This is a genomic window from Novispirillum itersonii subsp. itersonii ATCC 12639, from assembly GCF_000381985.1.
In the GTDB taxonomy this organism is placed as follows: Bacteria; Pseudomonadota; Alphaproteobacteria; order Rhodospirillales; family Rhodospirillaceae; genus Novispirillum; species Novispirillum itersonii.
Map to the genome: position 1 here is coordinate 1 of NZ_KB907353.1, position 20,714 is coordinate 20,714.

The 20,714-nt window shown below is 63.8% G+C and carries 17 protein-coding genes; 9 read left to right on the forward strand and 8 right to left on the reverse strand.

Annotated elements, in window-relative coordinates:
• Nucleotides 1-428: 428 nt before the first annotated feature.
• The 5 genes from hydA to G365_RS0117820 form a co-directional block, all read right to left on the reverse strand.
• A complete protein-coding gene (gene hydA / locus G365_RS0117800; protein ID WP_019646895.1) occupies nt 429-1,868 on the reverse strand; it encodes a dihydropyrimidinase in 1,440 nt (479 codons plus the stop codon).
• A 159-nt stretch (nt 1,869-2,027) separates the two neighbouring features.
• Nucleotides 2,028-3,551 (reverse strand): NCS1 family nucleobase:cation symporter-1, encoded by a 1,524-nt coding sequence (locus G365_RS0117805; protein WP_019646896.1) that lies wholly within the window; start codon nt 3,549-3,551, stop codon nt 2,028-2,030.
• Nucleotides 3,552-3,891: 340 nt separating this feature from the next.
• Entirely contained in the window at nt 3,892-5,175 is a 1,284-nt protein-coding gene (locus G365_RS0117810; protein ID WP_019646897.1) for a Zn-dependent hydrolase, read from the reverse strand.
• A gap of 15 nt (nt 5,176-5,190) precedes the next feature.
• Complete coding sequence (gene preA / locus G365_RS0117815) at nt 5,191-6,471, reverse strand: NAD-dependent dihydropyrimidine dehydrogenase subunit PreA (protein ID WP_019646898.1); 1,281 nt, start codon at nt 6,469-6,471, stop codon at nt 5,191-5,193.
• A 12-nt stretch (nt 6,472-6,483) separates the two neighbouring features.
• Entirely contained in the window at nt 6,484-7,845 is a 1,362-nt protein-coding gene (locus G365_RS0117820; RefSeq protein ID WP_019646899.1) for an NAD(P)-dependent oxidoreductase, read from the reverse strand.
• Nucleotides 7,846-8,387: 542 nt separating this feature from the next.
• On the opposite strand from G365_RS0117820, the gene G365_RS0117825 reads away from it, so the two are divergent.
• The 4 genes from G365_RS0117825 (at nt 8,388) to G365_RS22255 (ending at nt 12,376) form a co-directional block, all read left to right on the forward strand.
• On the forward strand, nt 8,388-9,110 hold the full coding sequence (locus G365_RS0117825; RefSeq protein WP_019646900.1) for a TetR family transcriptional regulator C-terminal domain-containing protein: 723 nt from the start codon (nt 8,388-8,390) through the stop codon (nt 9,108-9,110).
• Between the two features lie 25 nt (nt 9,111-9,135).
• The gene (locus tag G365_RS0117830; protein ID WP_019646901.1) at nt 9,136-10,179 is read left to right on the forward strand and encodes a D-cysteine desulfhydrase family protein; all 1,044 of its coding nucleotides are present in this window, start codon (nt 9,136-9,138) and stop codon (nt 10,177-10,179) included.
• An 81-nt stretch (nt 10,180-10,260) separates the two neighbouring features.
• Complete coding sequence (locus tag G365_RS22250; protein WP_019646902.1) at nt 10,261-11,349, forward strand: YjgN family protein; 1,089 nt, start codon at nt 10,261-10,263, stop codon at nt 11,347-11,349.
• On the forward strand, nt 11,339-12,376 hold the full coding sequence (locus tag G365_RS22255; RefSeq protein ID WP_019646903.1) for a M48 family metallopeptidase: 1,038 nt from the start codon (nt 11,339-11,341) through the stop codon (nt 12,374-12,376). The genes G365_RS22250 and G365_RS22255 overlap by 11 nt, the downstream gene beginning before the upstream one ends.
• A 15-nt stretch (nt 12,377-12,391) precedes the next feature.
• On the opposite strand, the gene G365_RS0117845 is transcribed toward G365_RS22255, so the two are convergent.
• Nucleotides 12,392-13,168 (reverse strand): SDR family NAD(P)-dependent oxidoreductase, encoded by a 777-nt coding sequence (locus G365_RS0117845; RefSeq protein WP_019646904.1) that lies wholly within the window; start codon nt 13,166-13,168, stop codon nt 12,392-12,394.
• Between the two features lie 83 nt (nt 13,169-13,251).
• Nucleotides 13,252-14,157: a transcriptional regulator GcvA gene (gene gcvA / locus G365_RS0117850; protein WP_019646905.1), complete on the reverse strand. Its 906-nt coding sequence runs from the start codon at nt 14,155-14,157 to the stop codon at nt 13,252-13,254.
• A gap of 128 nt (nt 14,158-14,285) precedes the next feature.
• Between gcvA and G365_RS0117855 the strand changes: the two genes are divergently transcribed.
• From G365_RS0117855 to G365_RS0117875, 5 genes are all read left to right on the forward strand, one after another.
• Nucleotides 14,286-15,458, forward strand: a complete 1,173-nt coding sequence (locus tag G365_RS0117855; RefSeq protein WP_019646906.1) for an NAD(P)/FAD-dependent oxidoreductase — start codon at nt 14,286-14,288, stop codon at nt 15,456-15,458.
• Between the two features lie 50 nt (nt 15,459-15,508).
• Nucleotides 15,509-17,011, forward strand: a complete 1,503-nt coding sequence (gene amaB / locus G365_RS0117860) for an L-piperidine-6-carboxylate dehydrogenase (RefSeq protein ID WP_019646907.1) — start codon at nt 15,509-15,511, stop codon at nt 17,009-17,011.
• A gap of 160 nt (nt 17,012-17,171) precedes the next feature.
• Nucleotides 17,172-18,842 carry a thiamine pyrophosphate-binding protein gene (locus G365_RS0117865; protein WP_019646908.1) on the forward strand — a complete coding sequence of 557 codons (1,671 nt, stop codon included), beginning with the start codon at nt 17,172-17,174 and terminating at the stop codon, nt 18,840-18,842.
• A gap of 145 nt (nt 18,843-18,987) precedes the next feature.
• On the forward strand, nt 18,988-19,452 hold the full coding sequence (locus G365_RS23240; protein ID WP_019646909.1) for a YbaY family lipoprotein: 465 nt from the start codon (nt 18,988-18,990) through the stop codon (nt 19,450-19,452).
• A 115-nt stretch (nt 19,453-19,567) separates the two neighbouring features.
• Nucleotides 19,568-20,377: an oxepin-CoA hydrolase, alternative type gene (locus tag G365_RS0117875; protein WP_019646910.1), complete on the forward strand. Its 810-nt coding sequence runs from the start codon at nt 19,568-19,570 to the stop codon at nt 20,375-20,377.
• On the opposite strand, the gene G365_RS0117880 is transcribed toward G365_RS0117875, so the two are convergent.
• Nucleotides 20,374-20,709 (reverse strand): NIPSNAP family protein, encoded by a 336-nt coding sequence (locus tag G365_RS0117880; RefSeq protein ID WP_019646911.1) that lies wholly within the window; start codon nt 20,707-20,709, stop codon nt 20,374-20,376. The two genes, G365_RS0117875 and G365_RS0117880, sit on opposite strands and share 4 nt — an antisense overlap.
• Nucleotides 20,710-20,714: the final 5 nt, after the last annotated feature.

Here is a 20,714-nt window from a genome sequence, read left to right on the forward strand (position 1 = left end):
TGCATGTGTTAGGCCTGCCGCCAGCGTTCGTTCTGAGCCAGGATCAAACTCTCAAGTTGACCTGAACCATTACTCTCACAAAGCATTGCTTTACAAGATACTCAGGTTCCAGCCATTCGTCCGGCCAGATACCCACGTATCCCTTCCCTCTCTTCACTTGTCTAACAGCGGCGCCACCGGGGTGACTTCCAACTCCGCACCGTCAGCGCTTTTCGCTGCGGCCCGCGTCGTCGGGAGGCGCTTTATAGGCCCCTCACGCAGAACCGTCAAACACTTTTTTCAGAAAAATGACTCTTTTTCAGGGCCCTGCGGTTTCAGGCCGGTTTCACGCCCCCCTCCCCCAGAGAAAGGCGGGGGTCCGGCGCCGGACCCCCGTAAGGCTGATGCGTGTCTGGGAGACGCATGGATGCGGAGTCCGAAAACTCCGCTTAACGCGGGACTGCCGTCGGGCGGCGAAGATCCGCCGCCTTCTGTACAGCCCCGAACATCGGGGCGAAGGCCGGGCGGTCAACATAACGGCCCGCCCCGGCCACGGCCCGCAGATCACCATCCTGCCATGTCACCACGCCACGGCTGATGGTGACGGTTGGCAGGCCGGTAACAGTCATGCCTTCAAAGATATTGGTATCGACCTTCTGGTGGTGGGTTTTGGCAGATATGGTTTTGCTGGCTGCCGGATCCCACACCACCAGATCAGCATCGGCACCGACCTGCACCGTACCCTTGCGCGGATAGATGTTGAAAATACGGGCCGCGTTGGCCGATGTGACGGCGACAAATTCTGACGGGGTCAGCCGACCGGTGCGCACCCCATGGGTCCATAACACGGTCATCCGGTCTTCCACTCCGCCGGTCCCGTTGGGGATCTTGGCAAAGCTTTCCAGCCCCATCCGCTTCTGCTCCGTACAGAAGCAGCAGTGATCGGTGGCGGTGGTTTGCAGGTGGCCTGCCTGCAGCCCCTTCCATAATGCGGTCTGATGATGCGGGGCCCGGAACGGCGGGCTCATCACATGGGCTGCCGCATAATCCCAGTCAGGATGACGGTAGACACTGTCATCAATCAGCAGGTGCCCTGCCAGCACTTCACCAAACACCCGGTGCCCTTCACTGCGGGCGCGGATAATCTCCTGCAGCGCCTGTTCCGCCGAGACATGCACCAGATACACCGGCACCCCGATCACTTCGGCCAGACGGATGGCGCGGTTGGCCGCTTCACCTTCCGCTTCCGGGGGGCGGGACAGCGGATGCCCTTCCGGCCCGGTGATCCCTTCCGCGATCAGTTTTTTCTGCAACTGGAACACCAGTTCACCGTTTTCGGCATGAACGGTGGGAATGGCCCCCAGTTCCAGTGCCCGGCTGAAGGAGTTATAGAGGATCTCGTCATCAGCCATGATGGCGTTCTTATACGCCATGAAATGCTTGAAGCTGTTGACACCATAGTCCCGCACCAGCGTGCCCATATCGTCATGAACAGTCTGATCCCACCATGTCACCGCCACATGGAAGGAGTAATCAGAGGCCGACTTTTCCGCCCAGCCACGCCAGGTCTGATAGGCCTCCATCAGGCTTTGCTTCGGGCTGGGGATCACAAAGTCAATGATGGTGGTGGTGCCCCCGGCCATCGCCGCAGCGGTGCCGGTGAAAAAGTCCTCGCTGGCGACCGTCCCCATAAAAGGAAGCTGCATGTGGGTGTGCGGGTCAATGCCGCCGGGCATGACATAGCAGCCCCCGGCGTCCACCACCTCTGTTCCGACGGGCACATCCAGCCCGGTGCCGACAGCGGTGATCAGACCGCTTTGAATCAGCACGTCAGCGCGGAACTCCGTTTCCGCCGTCACAACGGTACCGCCCTTGATCAGGATCGACATCGGATCTTCCTTCCCCGTAAAGCGAATGCACAGGTCCTGTGGCCGCACAAAACAATGCGGTCAGGACAAAACACCAGACTGTGTTGAGAGAAACGGTCCGGGATGCCGCAACAGGTGGCAGCCACCCGGACCGTCAGAGCCCGGACCGTCAGAGACAGATCAGGCGCGGGCCTTACCACCCGCCAGCAGCAGATAGACCACCGCCGAAACACCAAGGCCGACAAACCACGCATAGCCGTAGATCGACACAAAGATCCCCGGCACCCCGGACACCAGACCGGCGGCATTCAGGAAACCCGGCAGGCAGGGCAGCGCCCCGGCAACAAAGGCAATCAGACCGGCTTTGTTCCAGCGCTTGTCCCCGCCGTATTCACCATCATGGCGGAACAGATCGCCGATGTTCAGATTGGTTTTCCGCAGCAGGAAGTAGTCGGCGAGCAGAATCCCCGCAATCGGTCCCAGCAATGCCGAGTATCCGATCAGCCAGGTGAACAGATAGGCCCCGGCGGTTTCCAGCAGCTTCCACGGGAACATGGCAATACCGATGCCGGCGGTAATATAGCCGCCCATCTTGAAGGAAATCTTCGACGGCGACAGGTTCGAGAAGCCATAGGCAGGGGCCACCACGTTGGCGGCCAGATTGGTGGTGATGGTTGCGACCAGCAGGGCGAACAGGGCAATCACCACCCCAAAACCGCCCATCCGGCCCGCCAGTGCCACCGGATCCCAGATCGGCTCGCCGAAAATCGTTACGGTCGCCGAGGTCACCGCCACCCCGATAAATGCAAACAGGGCCATCGGCAGCGGCAACCCGACCGCCTGCCCGATGATCTGATCGCGCTGGCTTTTGGCAAAACGGGTAAAATCAGGAATGTTCAGTGCCATGGTGGCCCAGAAACCGACCATCGCCGTCAGCCCCGGCACGAACACGGCCCAGAACTGCCCTTCCTTGGCACCACCGGGCCCAAAGGCCGACGGAGTGGACAGCATCGCCCCAAAGCCACCGGCCTTGATGTACGCCCATGCCAGCAGGGCCAGCCCCATGAAAATCAGGAAGGGCGCCGACAGGGTTTCCAGCCAGCGGATTGATTCCGTGCCGTGGCGGATGAACCAGATATGCAGCGCCCAGAACAGCAGGAAGCAGACCGTCTGGGCCAGATCAATCCCCAGCCCCGGCAGCGGTGTTCCCTTCACCGCATCCCCGGTCAGGGCATTGAGGATCACGTAAATGGCGGAGCCACCGACCCAGGTGTTGATGCCAAACCAGCCGCAGGCGACCAGCCCGCGCGCCAGTGCAGGAATTTTTGCACCCGAGGTGCCGAAAGAGGACCGCAGCAGCACCGGAAACGGAATCCCGTGCTTGGCCCCGGCGTGGCCGATCAGCATCATCGGCAGCAGCACAATGGCATTCCCCAGCAGGACGGTCAGCACCGCCTGCCACCAGTTCATCCCTTCGCTGACCAGCCCCGCGGCCAGCATATAGGTGGGCACGCAGACCACCATGCCGACCCACAGGGCGGCAATGGCCTTCCAGTCCCACGTCCGGGCCGCCGGGGATGCCGGGGCAAGGTCTTCATTCCACAAATCCGGATCGGCGTTGGCGATGGCGAGGTGCGCGACCCCGAACTCATCGGACACGGTCTGTCCGCCCACGGCCGAACCGGCCGCATGTCCCTGTGACATCTGATGTTCTCCCAAAGTGACGCGTCCGGGGGGCTCTTTGCGGCCACACCTCGGAACCGGTTCCCTGTTTCGACTGGTTCCGCCTCCTCCCGAGGCTGAAAACCCAACGCAGCATCATGAAACCCGACACACGTTTCCTCGTCCGTTACGCTTGACCTGCTTGCTTATGCAGATCGCCCGCACCGGGCCTGTATTGGTGTCCCGCCGGTTTCTTGACGAACCGGGCGTCTTTCCCGGCGGGGTGGCACTGCCAGCCCTGCCGGTCAGGAAAGATCGGAAAGAACGATGAACAGAAAACGGCAGTCCGTCCACCGACAAAAAGTAACCCTGAATTGATGCCTCAGGCGGGTACCGCCTCCGTCCGGGCCGGTGCCAGAGCGTCAGCCTTGGCCAGCATTGCCTCCAGCAGCACCTGCCCGCCGGCAGCCACCCATTCCGGGGTGGCATCCTCCACCTCATTATGAGAAATGCCATCAATGCAGGGGATAAACACCATGCCGGTCGGCACCACTTTCGACAGGTAACAGGCATCATGCCCGGCACCGGAGACCATATCCCGTGCCGGATACCCGTTGCGTTCCACCGCCGCCCGCACCGCCGCGACACAGGACTCCTCAAACCGGATCGGCGCGTAATACCAGATCTGCCGGAAATCCATCTCCAGCCCGACCTCCTGCGCCACAGTCTCGCAGGCAGCCCGCAGGTCATGGTCCATCCGGGCCAGCACCGCATCATCCGGATGCCGGAAATCCACCGTAAAGAATACCTGACCGGGAATAACGTTACGGCTGTTGGGGTGAATCTGCATCAGCCCGACGGTGGCGCAGGCATAAGGCTGGTGGGCATGACCGATCCGGTTGACCGCCTCAACAATGCGGGCCGCCCCGACCAGAGCATCGCGGCGGCGGGTCATCGGGGTTGGTCCGGCATGACTTTCCTGCCCGGTGAAGGTGATTTCATACCAGCGCTGCCCCTGCGCATCGGTGACCACGCCGATAGTCTTTCCTTCGGCCTCGAGAATCGGCCCCTGTTCGATATGCGCCTCAAAATAGGCCCCGACCGGATGGGCATCGACCGTCGGATGATCGGGGCCGTCGTATCCGATACGCTTCAGCTCCTGCGCGATGGTCTGTCCGTCCAGCGTGGCGCGGGACAGCCCGTACTCCGGCTCAAACACCTTGGCGAACACACCGGAAGAAATCATCGCCGGGGCAAAGCGCGACCCTTCCTCGTTGGTCCACACCGCCACCTCCACCGGGGCCTCTGTCTCGTATCCGGCATCGTTGAGGGCGCGGATCACCTCCAGCCCGGCCAGCACCCCATAGACCCCGTCAAACCGCCCGCCGGTCGGCTGGCTGTCGAGATGGGATCCGGTCATCACCGGCGGCAGGGCCGGATTGCGCCCCTCCCGCCGGGCGAAGATATTGCCCATGGCATCAATGCGGATGCTGCATCCGGCATCCCGGCACCACTGCACGAACAGGTCGCGCCCGGCCTTATCCTCATCGGTCAGGGCAAGGCGGCAGACGCCGCCCTTTTCCGTTGCCCCGATCTTCGCCATGTCCATCAGGCTCTGCCACAGACGGTCGCCATTGATGGTCAGGTTATGGATGGTCCGCGTCATCAGTCTGCGTCCTCCTTATTCAGCGGCAACCAGCCGCTGCGGGTTGAGAGGGTGATCCGGCCATGTCACAGACTCGGTGCCCGCATCGACCCGGTCAAAGGTAATGCAGTCCGGTACCGGACAGGTGATGGAACAGAGGTTGCAGCCGACGCATTCATCGTCGATCACCTCCAGCCGTTTCCGGCCATTGCCAAGGTCCGTCATGGTGATCGCCTGATGCGAGGTATCCTCGCAGGCGATGTAGCAGCGGCCACATTCAATACACAGATCCGGGTTGATTCGGGCCTTGACGTCATAGGCCATATTCAGATCATTCCAGTTGACCACATTGGGCACGGCCATGCGGTGCAGCTGGCTGAGCGAGGTCAGCCCCTTCTCATCCATCCACTGCGACAGGCCGTCGGCCATATCCTCCACCACCCGGAAGCCATACAGCATGGCAGCGGTACAGACCTGCACACCATTGGCGCCCAGCGCGATGAATTCAGCGGCATCGCGCCAGGTGGTGATCCCGCCGATCCCGGAAATCTCAAGATCCGCCGTAAACGGATTGCGGGCGATTTCCGCCACCATGTTAAGGGCAATCGGCTTAACCGCCGACCCACAATAGCCGCCGTGCGTCCCCTTGCCATCCACCACCGGGGTCGGGGCCATCGCATCCAGATCGACACTGACGATCGAATTAACGGTATTGATCAGCGATACCGCATCAGCCCCGCCCCGTTTCGCCGCTTCCGCCGACCACAGGATGTTGGTGATGTTGGGGGTCAGCTTGGTAAAGACCGGAATGCCCACCGCCTGCTTTACCCAGCGGGTCACCTGCTCCACCATCTCCGGCACCTGCCCGATGGCAGACCCCATGCCGCGCTCACACATGCCATGCGGGCAGCCGAGGTTCAGTTCCAGCCCGTGCACGCCGGCCTCGGCAATGCGCACCGCCAGCTCTTTCCAGGCCCGTTCCTCAATCGGTGCCATCATCGACCCGATGATGACATGATCGGGGAACTCAGCGCGGCATTCACGGATCTCCTGAAGGTTAACCGCCAGCGGCCGGTCGGAAATCAGCTCGATGTTGTTGATGCCCAGCGCCTGCCGGTTGGTATCGTGATGTACCCCGTAGCGGCTGGAGACATTGACCACCGGGGGGTCAATGCCCAGCGTCTTCCAGACCACCCCGCCCCATCCGGCCCGGAAGGCGCGGGTGACATTGACTTTTTTATCCGTCGGCGGCGCCGAGGCCAGCCAGAACGGATTGAGCGAGGGAATTCCGGCAATCGTACAGCTCAGGTCTGCCATGGTCCCGCCTCCTTAACGCTGTGATGCCGACAGGGCGGCATGAATGGCCTTGGCGGCACGCTTGCCGTCCTCAACCGCCTGCACGGTCAGATCCTGACCGCTGGCGATGCAGTCCCCCCCGGCATAAACGCCGGGTAAGGTGGTCTGCCCGGTCTCATCAACGACAATTTTGCCACCCTTCAGGGTCAGGCCGGACAGCGCGGCCGGGGCCAGAGACTGGCCGATCGCTTTCAGCACCAGATCTGCGGAGATCTCAAACCGCCGTCCGGTCTCGGTCAGACGGCCGCCGTCAAGCCGGGTCCGCTCGAACACCAGCCCTTCGACATGGCCATTGCCCTTGATTTCAACCGGCTTGGCCCAGTGACGGACCACCACGCCGTTGGTGGCGGCCAGATCCTGTTCATAGGCGGTGGCCCCCATCTGCTGCGGGCCCCGGCGGTAGACCAGCGTCACCTCCTCCGCCCCCAGCCGCTTGGCCTGTACGGCGGCATCAATCGCCGTATTGCCGCCACCGATCACCACCACCGACGCGGCGGAACAGTATCCGGCCAGATCCTCGCTCTGGCGCAGACCGGCGATAAAGTCGATGGCATCGACCACTCCCGCCTTATCTTCCCCCACCAGCCCGAGGGCGTTGGTATCCCCCAGACCGATGCCGAGAAACACCGCGTCATAGTCCTGCCGCAGGACGTCCAGTGTCAGATCGGTGCCCAGCGCCCTGCCGTATTCAATCTGGATACCGCCGACCGCCAGCACAAAGTCAACCTCCCGCCGGGCGAAATCGCCGGTCATTTTATAGGCGGCAAGGCCGTATTCATTCAGCCCCCCCGGCTTAGGCCGGGCCTCAAAAATGGTGACGCTGTGCCCGTTGACGGCCAGCGCATGGGCACAGGCCAACCCTGCCGGACCCGCCCCGACCACAGCCACCCGGCGGCCGGTTTCAGCGGCGCGGGCAAAGGGATAGGCCGCTGCCGTATTGTCGAGAAGGTGATCAACGGCATAGCGTTGCAGCCGCCCGATTTCCACCGGGGCATCTTCCGCCCGGTTCCGGACACAGGCCTGCTGACACAGCACCTCGGTCGGACAGACCCGGGCGCAGGTGCCACCAAGAATGTTGGACGACAGAATGGTCCGGGCCGCACCATCCGGGTTGCCGGTGCTGATGCGACGGATGAACCCCGGGATATCAATCGAGGTCGGGCAGGCGGTGACGCAGGGCGCATCGTAGCAATACAGGCAGCGATTACTTTCCGCCATTGCCTGAAGATCTGTGAGACAGGGATGAAGATCTGAGAAATTCTGTTCAATCTGGGCAGCCGTCAGCGGGTGCCCGTCTGCCGAAATCACCGGCAGAAACGGTACGGAATGGGTCATGGGTCTCTCCCGATGCCGCATACCCCTGTGTCTGCGCAGCACTTCAGGGCCGCGCACCGATCAGAAGGGATCTGTGCGGAAATAAAAACAGGCTGTCCTCCACAGTTTTTCAGACTGTGCGTTTGATCAGCGCCTTATCGGGGATACGGATTACTGTCTCTCTCATCATGAAGTTCTCCCAACTGTGTGTGGGCGCCTCCCGAGGGGGCTGTTTTTTGCCCTCCTGTACTTCATGGAGTGGAAGCATGCGGCAATCTCGACCAAACGGTCAAGATACAAAATAAAGGGACTTCAATTTTCCTGTAATAATAAGAGAGTCTGTTTAAAAACAGAGACTTCCCGTCCCTGCACAGAAAGTAATCGCAGATGCACAATAATAAGACAACGAAGACATGGCCCTATGCCTGAGGACGAGTTGCGGGCCGGAAAAATCCTGTCTTTTCATCCTTCTGCCCGGATGCTGCGGACAGCCGCTGTTGACGGCCCCGCCAGGGACAGGCAAGGTCAGGGGACAGGCCCGGCTGTCCACAGGAGTGACCATCATGACATCCTCCTCCGCGCTCCCTGCCCGCCCGCCCGCACTGCGGGCCACCCCGCGTGGCCGTGCCAAAGCCGCAATCCGTGAGGAAAGCGAACAGCAGATCCTGAAGGCCGCAGAGTCGGTGTTTGCCGAACAGGGCTTCAAAGGGGCGACCACCGCCGTGATCGCCGCCCGCGCCGGGGTCCCAAAGGCCAATCTGCACTACTACTTCCCGACCAAGGATGACCTGTACCGACGGGTGATCGAAGACGTGTGCGACTCCTGGCTCAGCCGGACCGGGGCCTTCTCCGCCACCGATGACCCGGCGGTGGCCCTGACCCGCTACATTTACGCCAAAATGGATCTGTCCCGCAGCCGCCCGGACGGATCACGGGTGTGGGCCAATGAAATGATCCGCGGGGCCCGGGTGACGTCGGACTATATCTCCGACACCGTACGGCGCTGGCTGCGGGACCGTGAGGCGGCAATCCGCCAGTGGATCGACAGCGGCCAGATTGCCCCGGTGGATCCCCGCACCCTGATGTTCATGATCTGGGCCAGCACCCAGCATTTCGCTGACTTCGCCAGCCAGATCCGTCTGCTGAACGACGGCACGGACTACACCGACGCCGCCTTCACCCGGCAGAAACGTCATGTGGCGGAAATATTGCTGCGCGGAGTCGGGCTGTCGGTTCCGGACTCGGTTGATGCTACCACAGGGGCAAGCTCTGCTTTTCTGCCATGACACCCAGCCAGCCGGAAGGCCCACGATGACCGATGCCCACCACACCCCCGATCACGATCACCATCACGACCGGTACCGGGCGGCTGCCGCGCATCTGCGCCACGCCCTGCAGCGGTTCCCCCGCTTTCCGCTGGTCACGCCGGGCACGGGCAGCCACACGTCCCTGCCCAGCCTGTCTGCTGACCTTGGCATCACCCTGACGCTGATGCGCGATGACGTCGGGGCCTATGGCGGCGGCGGCAACAAGCTGCGCAAACTGGAATACCTGCTGGGGGCGGCGCTGGATCAGGGGGCCAGAACGGTGATCACCGTCGGGGCGGTGCAGTCTAACCACTGCCGCCTGACAGCCGCCGCCTGTCGCCGCGCCGGGCTGGAGCCCCATCTGGTGCTGGTGCGGATGGTGCCCAACACCACGCCGGATTATGTGAACAACGGCAATGTCCTGCTGGATATGCTGGCCGGAGCGGTCATCCATTACGTGGATACGGCGGAAGAAGCCCGGGCCGAAATTGCCACCCTGATGCAGACGCTTGACCGTCCCTATTTCATTCCTGCCGGGGGATCCAATCCTACCGGGGGCCTTGGCTATGTGCAGGCGGTGGCCGAGATTCTCGACAGCGGTCAGCACTGGGATCTGGTGGTCACCACCCTCGGCAGCGGCGGCACACAGGCCGGGCTGCTGGCGGGCTACGCCGCCGCCGGAGTCGCCCAGCGCGTTCTCGGCCTGAGTATCGGGTATACCGTCGCCGAGGCAACGCCGATTGTCGCCACCGATACCGCCGGTACCCTTGCCCTGCTTGGCAGCCCGGCCCCCGCCCCGGCCCCATGGATTGATGACCGGGGCAAAGGCGACGGGTACGGCATCGTCAGCCCTGCCGGGAACGACGCCATCTCCAGCCTGATCCGGCAGGAAGGGGTCTTCCTTGATCCGGTTTATACCGGCAAGGCGATGGGGGCCCTGTTTTCCGCCGTGCATGACGGCACCATCCGCACCAATAGCCGGGTGCTGTTCCTCCATACCGGCGGCTTCCCCGGCCTGTTCGCCTATCAGCCCTTTCTGACAACCTGATCCTGATCTGGGGCAGCGGTTGCCCTCTCCGGTCCGGAAAGGCTACTCTACCGGCAGGGATATTTACCGGGGGCACCGACCATGACCGACACCGTCACCGCAGCCGCGCAGCCGCTGGCGCATCCGCTGCGCTTTACCGGCAGCACACAGGGGTACTTCCGTCTGTGGCTGGTCAACCTGCTGCTTAGTATCGTGACGCTGGGGGTCTGGTCGGCGTGGGCCAAAGTACGGACCAAAAAATACTTCTACGGGCACACCCTGCTGGCCGGGTCGGGGTTTGATTACGACACCACCGGCTGGGTGATCCTGAAAGGGCGGATCGTTGCGGTTGTGGTGATCGGCCTGTGGTCGGTGCTGACCACCTTTGCGCCGCTGGCGGCGATCCCGATGGGGATTGCCCTGTTTTTCGGGTTGCCGTGGATCATTAACCGTGGCCTGCGGTTCAATGCCCGGATCACGGTGTGGCGGAACGTGCGGTTTGATTTTCAGGGCAGCTATGGCCGGACCCTGCTGTACTTTTTTGTGCTGACGATCCCGGTTTATCTGACCGGACTGCTGGGGCTGCCGTGGCTGCAACGGGCCCGCAGCCGGTACCTGACCGATGCCTACCGCTTCGGAACCGCGCCGTTCCGGCTGGAAGCCGACCTCGGGGGATTTTATGCCGCCTATCTGAAAACACTGCTGGCGGCCCTGCTGATGCTGATCCCCGCTGTGGCGGCCGGTGTCGGCCTGACCTTCGCCCTGCAGGACAGCGCCCTGTTTGATGACCTGTCCTCCGATGCTGCGGCGGGCATCACCATTGTTGCCGTCTATGCCGGTATCTTCATCGTCTCGGCAGTGGCCGTGCCCTATCTGCGGGCCCAGCTGCTGGTGCTGACGCTGGGGGGAACCCGGCTGGGCGGAACGTCAAGCGGGCGGCAGCACCGCTTTTCCTGCACGCTGTCCCCGCAGCGCTATGCGTGGATCTGCCTTAGCAATGTGGCGGCGGTGGTGGTCAGCCTTGGCCTGCTGATGCCGTGGGCCACCGTGCGCCTGCACCGCTATACGGTGGAAGCGGTCACCGCCCATGCCGCAGAAGATCTGGATGGCTTTGTTGATACGCAGGATAAAGCCGGGGGTGTCATCAGCGCCGAAATCATGGATCTGGAAGGGATCAGCGTTGCCCTCTGACCCTGCCCCCCTGCCACCGGTCAGCGGCACATTCCATGCTGCCGGAACCAGCCGGACCATCCCCGCCGAACTCACCGTCGCCGGTCAGACCCTGATCCTGACCGTGGGGGACGAAACCCGGCCGGTCCCGCCGGGGTACCGGGTTAATGAGCGGATCGCCGGGGTCGCCCGGGCCCTGCTGCTGGCCGATGGCGGGCGCTTTGTCACTGCCGACGACACCGGCTTCAGCGCCCTGCTGGCCGCCGTGGGGCACCGCAACCGCGGCAGCGGAATCACATGGCTGGAACGGCGCGGCTGGGCCACCCTCGCGGTGCTGACCGCCGTGACCGTTCTGCTGATGCTGAGCCTGCGGCTGGCGATCCCGGCCCTCAGCCAGTGGGTCGCCCGTCAGGTCCCCCCGGCACTGGAGCGCCAGATCGGCAGCGGCAGCCTGACCACCCTTGACGAAGTGATGTTCAGCCCGTCAGAGCTGCCGGAGCCGGACCGGCAGCGGATCACCGCCCTGTTCCGTCACCTGCGCGATACCGCAGGCCTGCCGCCGGATGTTTCTCTGGAATTCCGGCGTGGCAACCGGCTGGGGGCCAACGCCGTCGCCCTGCCCGGCGGGCCGGTGGTGCTGACCGACGAATTGGCCACCCTGATCCCGCAGGATGATGCACTGGCCGGGGTTCTGGCCCATGAGCTGGGACACTTACAGGCCCGCCACAGCCTGCAGCAGATGATCCGCTCCACGCTGTGGCTGGCAACCGTCACCCTGTATATCGGGGATGATACCGGCGTCTCAGACCTGCTCGGCGGGTCCGCGATGGCCCTGATCGACAGCGGCTATTCCCGTAATGATGAACGGGATGCCGATACCTATGCCCTGACCCTCACCGCCCGCGCCGGGTTCAGACCGGATGGCCTTGCCACGGCGTTTGAAGCCCTGAAGGCAGATTGCGGACCGGGCTGCGACAGTGGATCCCTGCTGTCTTCCCACCCCGGCCTGAGCGAACGGATTGACCGGATCCGTCGCCCTGACCGGTAAAGACATCGGCCCGCCTTATTCCGCCCGGTGCAGCCGCAGCGGACCGGAAGACTGGCACACCGGCATCACTTCCAGCCGGTTGATGTTGACGTGAGGCGGCAGGGACACCGCCCAGAACACCGTCTCGGCGATATCGTCCGGCCGCAGCGGATCCGTCCCCGCATACAGGGCCTTTGCCCGGTCCGCATCGCCCTTGAACCGCACCAGCGAGAATTCGCTTTCCGAATGACCGGGCTCAATACAGGTGACACGCACCCCGGTGCCATGCAGGTCGGTCCGCAGATTAAGGCTGAACTGATGGACGAACGCCTTGGTCGCCCCGTACACATTGCCACCGGGATAGGGATAGGTTCCGGCGATTGAGCCCAGATTGACAACGGTCGCCCCCGCCCCGTCCGCCGTCGCAGCGGTTGCGATCAGGCGCGGCAGCAGAATGCGGGTGCAGATGGTCATTCCGGTGATGTTGGTGTCGATCATCGTCTGCCAGTCGGTCAGGGACGCCGACTGCGCCGGGTCCAGCCCCAGCGCCAGACCGGCGTTGTTGACCAGAGTATGCACGGCGGCAAATTCCGGCGGCAGGCTGTCGGCCACCGCCTGCACCTGCGCGGCGTCGCGCACATCCATCACCGCCACATGCACCGGCACCAGCGCTGACAGTTCAGCCTTCAGGGCCTCAAGGCGGTCGGCCCGGCGGCCGGTCAGCACCAGCGACCAGCCTTCACGGGCAAAACGGCGGGCGCAGGCCGCCCCGAATCCGGCGGTGGCGCCGGTGATAAAAACAACCTTGCTCATCAGGGGGAGCCTCCATTACGGCCAGCGGATCGTCTGGCCTTACCTTGCCCGCCCACAGGCCGGAAGGCCATCACCGATATGTGTTACCGCACAAGTTCCAGCGTTTCCGCCGCTTCCGAGAGAATCCAGTCACGGAACGCCCGCACCCCCGGCAGATCAGCCTTATGATCGGGGTGGACAACGTAATAGGAATGACTGCTGCGGATCGCCTGCGCGAACGGGCGCACCAGCGCCCCGCTGGCCAGCTCATCCTGAATCAGAAACAACGGCAGGATGGCCATCCCCAGCCCGGCCACCGCAGCCTGCGCCACCAGATGAAAATGCTCAAACCGGGGCCCGACAAAGGCATCCAGTCCGGCGACTCCTTCCGCCGCGCACCATTCCTGCCACGCCCGGGGCCGGGTGGAATGCTGCAACAGGGTAAATTCGCGGATCTGGTCCGGGGTCAGCGCCCCCCGTCCTTCCAGCAGGCGCGGGGCACAGACCGGGGCAATCTCTTCCCCCATCAGGCGATGCGACTGGGCCCCCGGCCAGCTTTCGGCACCGAAGTGGATGGCGATATCCGCACTCTCCTCGGTAAAATCAAAGGGGCGGATCTGGGTGATCAGGTTGAGCTGAATATCCGGGTGTTTCTCGGTAAACCGTGACAGACGCGGCACCAGCCAGCGGGAGCCGAAGGTGGGCAGGCAGGCCACGGTCAGCAGACCGCCACGGTTATGATACGCCATCACCTGCACGGTGGCTGTTTCCGCCCGGTCAAGAACTGCACGGATTTCTCCGGCATACAGTTCCCCTACCGGGGTCAGCACAATCCGCTGCTTGACCCGCCGGAACAGGTTGCGCTGCAAAAAGTCCTCCAGATTCCGGATCTGGCGGCTGACGGCGCTTTGCGTCATATTCAGCTCCTCCGCCGCCCGGGTAATACTGCTGTGACGGGCAGCAGCCTCAAAGCATTGCAGGGCAGTCAGGGAAGGCAGGATGCGGCGCATGGCGGGTCGGGTCCGGGCTGTCACTTCATGACGAAGCGGAATGAAGTCTTAGCTTATTATCGTTATTCACGCCGGTCAAAGCCGGGTTAAATCGGCAGCTGAGACAAGGGTAACGGAGCAGCCTCGTCATGACCCCCAGCAAAGCGGATGTGGTGATCATCGGCGGCGGCATCATCGGCAGCGCCGTTGCGTGGTGGCTGACCCGGCAGCCGGGCTACACCGGCCGCGTGGTGGTGATCGAGAAAGATCCGACCTATCAGTTTTCCTCCACCACCCTGTCCGCCGCCTCGATCCGCCAGCAGTTCTCCACCCCGGAGAATATCGCGATGTCCGCTTATGGCATCGACTTTCTGCGCAACGTCAAGACCCTTCTGGATGATGAGACCGAGATCGGCCTGCATGAAGGCGGGTATCTGATGCTGGCAACACCGGGCGGACGGGATATCCTTGCCCGCAACGTTGCCCTGCAACGCCGTCACGGCGCGAATATCGAACTGTTTAACGTGGCTGAACTGGCCCGCCGCTTTCCGTGGCTGGCGCTGGATGACATTGACTGTGGCGGTTATGGCGTCACCGGCGAAGGCTGGTTTGATGCCTACGCCCTGCTGCAGGGGTTCCGCCGCTGCGCCCGCCGTCAGGGGGTGGACTACATCACCGACGAGGTCACCGGCGTTAACGTTGAAAACGGCATCGCCCGCAGCGTTTCGCTGCTGGGCGGCGGCACCCTCTCCTGCGGCACGGTGGTGAATGCCGCCGGGGCTGCCGGGGGCAAGGTTGCCGCCCTGTCCGGCCTGACCCTGCCGGTTGAGCCGCGCAAACGCTGCGTCTTCGTCTTTTCCTGCGCCACGGAAACCACGATCACCGACTGCCCGCTGGTGGTCGATCCGTCGGGGCTGTATTTCCGGCGTGAAGGCAGGCAGTTCATCACCGGCATTCCGCCGGAACACGATCCCGCCTGCTGGGATTTTGAGGTGGACTACCCGCTGTTTGATGAGGTGATCTGGCCGCTGCTGGCTGCCCGGGTCCCGGCCTTCGAGGCCATCCGCATGACCAATGCCTGGGCCGGACATTACGAGTATAACACGCTGGACCAGAACGCGATTCTTGGTCCGCATCCGGAAGTGCCGAACTACCTGTTCGCCAACGGCTTCTCCGGCCACGGGCTGCAGCAGGCCGCCGCCGCCGGGCGCGCCACGGCAGAGCTGATCGTTCATGGCACCTATAAAAGTATCGACCTGTCGATCTTCAACTACGACCGCATCGCCAGCAAACGGGCGGTGCGGGAACTGAACGTGATCTGATCTGTTTTCCGTTTTTCCCACCTAACGATAATATCAGGGATTCCAGAGACATGACCCACACCGACATCCTCGCCAAAAGCGGCCTGACCGCCGCTGACCTGACCGGCGGCTCGCTGGCCGTCCGTTCTCCGGTTGACGGGGCCCATCTGGCCAACGTGACGGAAATCGACGCTGCGGCCATGCCGGGCGTGATCGCCTCCGCCAAGGCTGCCTTCAACGAATGGCGCAAGGTGCCGGGCCCGAAGCGTGGCGAACTGGTCCGTATCCTTGGCGAAGAACTGCGCGCCGAGAAGGAAACCCTGGGCCGTCTGGTCACTCTGGAATGCGGCAAGATCTATCAGGAAGGTCTTGGCGAAGTGCAGGAAATGATCGACATCTGCGATTTCGCCGTCGGTCTGTCCCGTCAGCTGCACGGCCTGACCATTGCCTCGGAACGCCCGGATCACGCCATGCGGGAAACCTGGCACCCGGCCGGTGTGGTCGCCGTCATCTCCGCCTTCAACTTCCCGGTTGCCGTGTGGGCGTGGAATACCGCTCTGGCCCTGATCTGCGGTGACAGCGTGATCTGGAAGCCGTCGGAAAAGACCCCGCTGACCGCCATCGCCTGCCAGAAGATCCTTGACCGTGCCCTCGCCCGCTTCGGGGATGCCCCGGCCGGTCTGCACCACACCGTCATCGGTGGCCGTGCCGTCGGTGAAGCGCTGGTGGACAGCCCGGATGTCGCCATTGTGTCGGCCACCGGCTCCACCCGCATGGGCCGCGAAGTCGCCCCGAAGGTCGCCGCCCGCTTTGGCCGGTCGATCCTCGAGCTTGGCGGCAACAACGCCATGATCGTCACCCCGTCCGCCGATCTGGAAATGGCCGTCCGCGCCATCGTGTTCTCCGCCGTCGGCACCTGCGGTCAGCGCTGCACCACCCTGCGCCGCCTGATCGTCCACAGCTCGGTGAAGGCCCAGCTGCTGTCCCGCCTGACCGCCGCCTATAAGTCGGTGCGCATCGGCAACCCGCTGCTGGACGGCACGCTGGTCGGCCCGCTGATCGACAAGGCCTCCTTCGACGGCTTCTCTGCCGCGATTGCCAACGCCAAGGCCGAAGGCGGCACCGTGCTGACCGGCGGTGAACGCACCCTGACCGCCGAATTCCCGGATGCCTACTACGTCACCCCGGCGATCGTTGATATGCCCGGCCAGTCGGCGGTGGTGAAGCACGAAACCTTCGCCCCGATCCTGTATGTCCTGACCTACGACGACTTCGATCAGGCGATTCACCTGCAGAACGACGTGCCGCAGGGCCTGTCGTCCTGCATCTTCACCACCGACGTCCGCGAAAGCGAATTCTTCCTGTCGGCTCAGGGCTCTGACTGCGGCATCGCCAACGTCAACATCGGCCCGTCGGGTGCGGAAATCGGTGGCGCCTTCGGGGGCGAGAAGGAAACCGGCGGTGGCCGTGAGTCCGGCTCCGACTCCTGGAAGGGCTATATGCGCCGCCAGACCAACACCGTGAACTATGGCCGCTCCCTGCCGCTGGCACAGGGCATCAAGTTCGACCTGTAAGGATCGGGTCACGCCGGGGCATGGCAGGCACCTGCCGCCATGCCCCGGTCCCCTTCCCCCCTCTCCCCCTTTTTTTCCTTTCCGGTTGCTGACGCCCGGGCCGTTTGACCGGCCTGCCCTTTCCCATGCCGTCAGACCCCAGCTTTCAGGAGTCCGGTCCGTGATCCCCAAGACTGCCGCGCAGGTTCTGGTTGAAACCCTTGCCCTCAACGGGGCCACCAAGGCGTTCGGCGTACCGGGCGAGAGCTATCTCGCCGTCCTCGACGCCCTCGTGGACAGCGATATCGAATTCATCAATGCCCGTCAGGAAGGCGGGGCTGCCATGATGGCCGCCGCCCACGGCCGCATGACCGGCCAGCCGGGCATCTGCATGGTCACCCGTGGCCCCGGCGCCACCAACGCCAGCGCCGGCGTTCATGTCGCGTTCCAGGATTCTATCCCGATGATCCTGTTCATCGGGCAGGTGGCCCGCGATCAGGCCGACCGCGAAGCCTTCCAGGAAATCGACTATCGCCGCATGTTCGGTCAGATGGCCAAATGGGTCGCCCAGATCGACGACGCCAGCCGCATGGCCGAATACATCTCCCGCGCCTACCACACCGCCACCTCCGGCCGCCCCGGCCCGGTGGTTCTGGCCCTGCCGGAAGATATGCTGCACCTGCCGTCGCCGATGCCGGCCCTGACCCCGTACCGCCGTGCCGAAGCCGCCCCGACCCCGCAGGCCCTGCTGGAGCTGTCGGAGCGCCTCGCCAAGGCCGAAAAGCCGTTCCTGCTGATCGGCGGCGGCGGCTGGGATCAGGAAACCTGTGAGATCCTCGCCGGGTTCGCGACCCAGAACAACCTGCCGGTCGGCGTGTCCTTCCGCTGTCAGGATCTGATCGACAACGATCACCCCAACTATGTCGGCCACGTCGGGATCGGTATCGACCCCAACCTCGCCAAGACCATCCGCGAATCCGACCTGCTGCTGGTGCTGGGGGCCCGCCTCGGCGAAATGACCACCAGCAGCTATGAACTGCTGGTGCCGCCGCGTCTGGATAAGACCCTGATCCACATTCACGCCTCGGCGGAAGAACTGGGCCGCGTCTATCAGCCGGATCTGCCGATCAACGCCGACGTGCGCTCCGCCACCCGGGCGCTGGCCAATCTCGGCCGGGTGTGGGGCGGCGATGACAGCCGGGTCAAGGCCCTGCGTGCCAACTTTGAAGCCTTCACCACCCCGACCCAGGTGCCCGGCCCGGTCAACATGGGCGAAGCGATCAAGGTCATGGACTCCCTGCTGCCGAAGGACTCGATCCTGTGCAACGGCGCGGGCAACTATGCGATCTGGCTGCACCGTTTCCACCGCTATCACACCTATGGCGGCCAGCTGGCCCCGACCTGTGGCTCGATGGGCTTCGGCACTCCGGCGGCGGTTGCGGCCTCTATCGCCGATCCGTCCCGGGTGGCGGTGGCGTTCTCCGGCGACGGCTGCTTCCAGATGACCCTGCAGGAATTTGCGGTGGCCGTGCAGTATGGCACCCGCTTCATTCAGGTGGTGGTCAACAACGGCATGTACGGCACCATCCGCATGCATCAGGAACGCACCTATCCGGGCCGCGTCTCCGGCACCCGCCTGTCCAACCCCGATTTCGCGGCCATGGGCCGGGCGATGGGCGGCAACGGCGAAGTGGTGGAACGCACCGAGGACTTCGGTCCCGCCTTCGCCCGGGCGCTGGCCTCTGACCGCCCGACCCTGATTGAAGTGCGGGTTGACCCGGAAGCGCTGACCCCGGCCGCCACCCTGAGCGGCACCCGCGACGCGGCGCTGAAAGCCAAGGGCAAGGCATAATCCTGCCGTCAGGGGCAGCCTGACCGCAAACGGGTTGAGATCACAGGGGGCGTCCTGCCAGGATGCCCCCTGTTTTTGTTGATTGGCAACCCTTCAGCGCCCCAGTATAGATGCAGAAGACGACCGAGATGTTGGGAGAACCCCTGTGGCCCGCACGCTGATCAAAGCAACCCTGATGGCCGCCACCCTGCTGGGGGCCGCACTGGTACAGGGCTGCGCGCCGGTGCGCGACTCTTACGCCGCCCGTCCGGCGGATGTGTATGGCACCGTCACCGGACAGGTGGTGATGCTGACCCGGCAGGCCCTGCCGGAAGAAGCGGTGATCGAAGTGGCAATCCTCGATGACAGCAATGCTGACCCGGCACCCGGCATCCTCGGCAATACCCTGATCGAAGGACAGGGCCCGATGCCCTTCCCCTTCAGCCTGACCTACCGCCGGGATTCGCTGATCCCCGGCCACACCTACCGGGTGGAAGCCACCATGGCCGAAAACGGCCGGGTTCTCTATCTGGCGGAACTGCCGGTGACCGTCTCGGCCACACCGGGGCCGGAACTGAGTGTCGGCGATCTGATTCTGCGCCCGGCACCGCCGAAGCCGAAGTCAAACTGACGTATACGTTACCATTCTCCCTTTAACGGAAATCAGAATCCGGTATGCTGGGCGGTCTCAACAATACCGCCCGGCCCGGACCCTTGTCCTCTGACCGGCTGACAGGGAGATTCTGATGTCCACGACCCCGACCGTTGCCCCCGACCTGACCCAGCCGGTGGACATCCGCCAACAGGATGGCACGCTGGTCATCACCATCAACGACCCGGCCACCCGCAACGCGATGGGGGCCGGGCTGTTCACACAGGGCAAAGCGGCGCTGGAAGCGGTGGCGGCGGATGACAGCATCGGCGCGGTCATCCTGACCGGGGCAGGCGGCACCTTCTGCTCCGGCGGGGACCTGCGGATGCTCGGGGCCCTGAAGACCCAGCCGGAAAGCACACTGGAAGCCGCTTTTGATGGCTTCCACGGCTTTATCCGTGCCCTGCGGGCGGTGCCGGTGCCGGTGATCGCCGCCGTCGAAGGCAACGCTGCCGGTGCCGGGTTTTCCATGGCGGTTGCCTGTGACCTGCTGATCGCGGCAGACGATGCCAAATTCTCGATGGCCTATATCAAGGTCGGCCTGAACCCGGATGGCGGGGCCTCGGCCTTCCTCAGCCGTGGCCTGCCGCATCAGCTGGTGGCGGAAATCCTGTTCTCCGGGGATGCCATCAACGCCAGCCGCCTGCATCAGCTGGGCGTCGTTAACCGACTGGTGCCCGCCGGGGCAGCCCTGCCAACCGCCCTCGGGCTGGCAGGGGCGCTGGCACGGGGGCCGCGCCATGCCTTAAGCCGGTGCAAGACGCTGGTCGAACAGGCGCGCCAGAACACCCTGCCCCAGCAGCTGGATCTGGAAGCCCGCCTGTTCGGCGATGCAATCCGGCATGACGAGTCCAGCGAAGGGATGCGGGCTTTTATGGAAAAACGCCCCCCCCGGTTCCGTTAAGGGGCCTTCGCCACATCGGTCACCATAAACGGTGCGTCCGTCATCAGGCGGTTTTCCTGACTGACCAGATTGTCGGCGGCGGCACTGGCAGCCTGATAGGCATGCCAGTCCGGATCCGCCGCCAATGCGGCCCGTTTCCGGTCCCGGTCGGCGGCATCGGCATAAACCCAGATATGCAGATAAGTGTTCACCGGCCCCACATCCGGGGCCAGAAAACACAGCGGGCGCCCAAGGTGGCGGGACTGCACGGCAAAACCATACTGCTGATACAGGGCAAGCTGTTTCTTCAGTGTATTGGGGCGACAGGTATATTCCCGCACGTCATAAATCATCCGTT

Excerpts from the sequence above, each read along its gene's own strand:
- hydA (WP_019646895.1), bottom strand. The coding sequence starts at position 1,868 with ATGTCGATCCTGATCAAGGGCGGTACCGTTGTGACGGCGGAAACGGAG.
- G365_RS0117805 (WP_019646896.1), bottom strand. The coding sequence starts at position 3,551 with ATGTCACAGGGACATGCGGCCGGTTCGGCCGTGGGCGGACAGACCGTG.
- G365_RS0117810 (WP_019646897.1), bottom strand. The coding sequence starts at position 5,175 with ATGACGCGGACCATCCATAACCTGACCATCAATGGCGACCGTCTGTGG.
- preA (WP_019646898.1), bottom strand. The coding sequence starts at position 6,471 with ATGGCAGACCTGAGCTGTACGATTGCCGGAATTCCCTCGCTCAATCCG.
- G365_RS0117820 (WP_019646899.1), bottom strand. The coding sequence starts at position 7,845 with ATGACCCATTCCGTACCGTTTCTGCCGGTGATTTCGGCAGACGGGCAC.
- G365_RS0117825 (WP_019646900.1), top strand. The coding sequence starts at position 8,388 with ATGACATCCTCCTCCGCGCTCCCTGCCCGCCCGCCCGCACTGCGGGCC.
- G365_RS0117830 (WP_019646901.1), top strand. The coding sequence starts at position 9,136 with ATGACCGATGCCCACCACACCCCCGATCACGATCACCATCACGACCGG.
- G365_RS22250 (WP_019646902.1), top strand. The coding sequence starts at position 10,261 with ATGACCGACACCGTCACCGCAGCCGCGCAGCCGCTGGCGCATCCGCTG.
- G365_RS0117845 (WP_019646904.1), bottom strand. The coding sequence starts at position 13,168 with ATGAGCAAGGTTGTTTTTATCACCGGCGCCACCGCCGGATTCGGGGCG.
- gcvA (WP_019646905.1), bottom strand. The coding sequence starts at position 14,157 with ATGCGCCGCATCCTGCCTTCCCTGACTGCCCTGCAATGCTTTGAGGCT.
- G365_RS0117855 (WP_019646906.1), top strand. The coding sequence starts at position 14,286 with ATGACCCCCAGCAAAGCGGATGTGGTGATCATCGGCGGCGGCATCATC.
- amaB (WP_019646907.1), top strand. The coding sequence starts at position 15,509 with ATGACCCACACCGACATCCTCGCCAAAAGCGGCCTGACCGCCGCTGAC.
- G365_RS0117875 (WP_019646910.1), top strand. The coding sequence starts at position 19,568 with ATGTCCACGACCCCGACCGTTGCCCCCGACCTGACCCAGCCGGTGGAC.
- G365_RS0117880 (WP_019646911.1), bottom strand. The coding sequence starts at position 20,709 with ATGATTTATGACGTGCGGGAATATACCTGTCGCCCCAATACACTGAAG.